8 tRNA genes are annotated in these 740 nt (G+C 52.6%); all 8 read right to left on the reverse strand.

The annotated features are described in order from the left end of the window. Positions 1 to 74, reverse strand: a tRNA-Pro gene (locus FC83_RS13480). 6 nt (positions 75 to 80) lie between these two features. Further along, positions 81 to 154 (reverse strand) — tRNA-Arg (locus FC83_RS13485). Between the two features lie 8 nt (positions 155 to 162). Beyond that, a tRNA-Leu gene (locus FC83_RS13490) sits at positions 163 to 248 on the reverse strand. A gap of 15 nt (positions 249 to 263) precedes the next feature. Further along, positions 264 to 335 (reverse strand) — tRNA-Gly (locus FC83_RS13495). Positions 336 to 338: 3 nt separating this feature from the next. Then, positions 339 to 411 (reverse strand) — tRNA-Thr (locus tag FC83_RS13500). Between the two features lie 24 nt (positions 412 to 435). Beyond that, a tRNA-Leu gene (locus FC83_RS13505) sits at positions 436 to 518 on the reverse strand. Between the two features lie 15 nt (positions 519 to 533). Further along, a tRNA-Lys gene (locus FC83_RS13510) sits at positions 534 to 606 on the reverse strand. A 2-nt stretch (positions 607 to 608) separates the two neighbouring features. Further along, positions 609 to 681, reverse strand: a tRNA-Val gene (locus tag FC83_RS13515). Between the last annotated feature and the right edge of the window lie 59 nt (positions 682 to 740).

Below are 740 nucleotides of genomic sequence, written 5' to 3' on the forward strand. Positions count from 1 at the left end.
TCGGGAAAACAGGATTCGAACCTGCGACCCCCTGGTCCCAAACCAGGTGCTCTACCAAGCTGAGCTATTTCCCGAAGTAGTGCACCCAGTAGGAGTCGAACCTACAACCTTCTGATTCGTAGTCAGACACTCTATCCAATTGCGCTATGGGTGCATATAAAATGCCGAGGACCGGAATCGAACCGGTACGGTGATCACTCACCGCAGGATTTTAAGTCCTGTGCGTCTGCCTGTTCCGCCACCCCGGCAGTATTTCATTGAAAAGCGGAAGACGAGATTCGAACTCGCGACCCCCACCATGGCAAGGTGATGTTCTACCACTGAACTACTTCCGCATATGCCGACTAGACGATTCGAACGCCCGACCCTCTGATTACAAATCAGATGCTCTACCAACTGAGCTAAGTCGGCATTGTTAGAGCCTGTGTTGCTAAATACGGGTGAAGGGACTTGAACCCTTACGTCCTTCGGACACTAGAACCTAAATCTAGCGCGTCTGCCAATTCCGCCACACCCGCGTCACGGAAAAGCAATGAGTCGTGACAGGCTCGAACTGTCGACCCTCTGATTAAAAGTCAGATGCTCTACCAACTGAGCTAACGACTCAATGGAGGTTACAGGGCTCGAACCTGTGACCCTCTGCTTGTAAGGCAGATGCTCTCCCAGCTGAGCTAAACCTCCATTATAGCGCGGCGACTTCCTACCCTCGCAGGCAGTTTCCCACCAACTACGCTCGGCGT

The sequence above is a fragment of the Agrilactobacillus composti DSM 18527 = JCM 14202 genome, from assembly GCF_001436375.1.
In the GTDB taxonomy this organism is placed as follows: domain Bacteria; phylum Bacillota; class Bacilli; order Lactobacillales; family Lactobacillaceae; genus Agrilactobacillus; species Agrilactobacillus composti.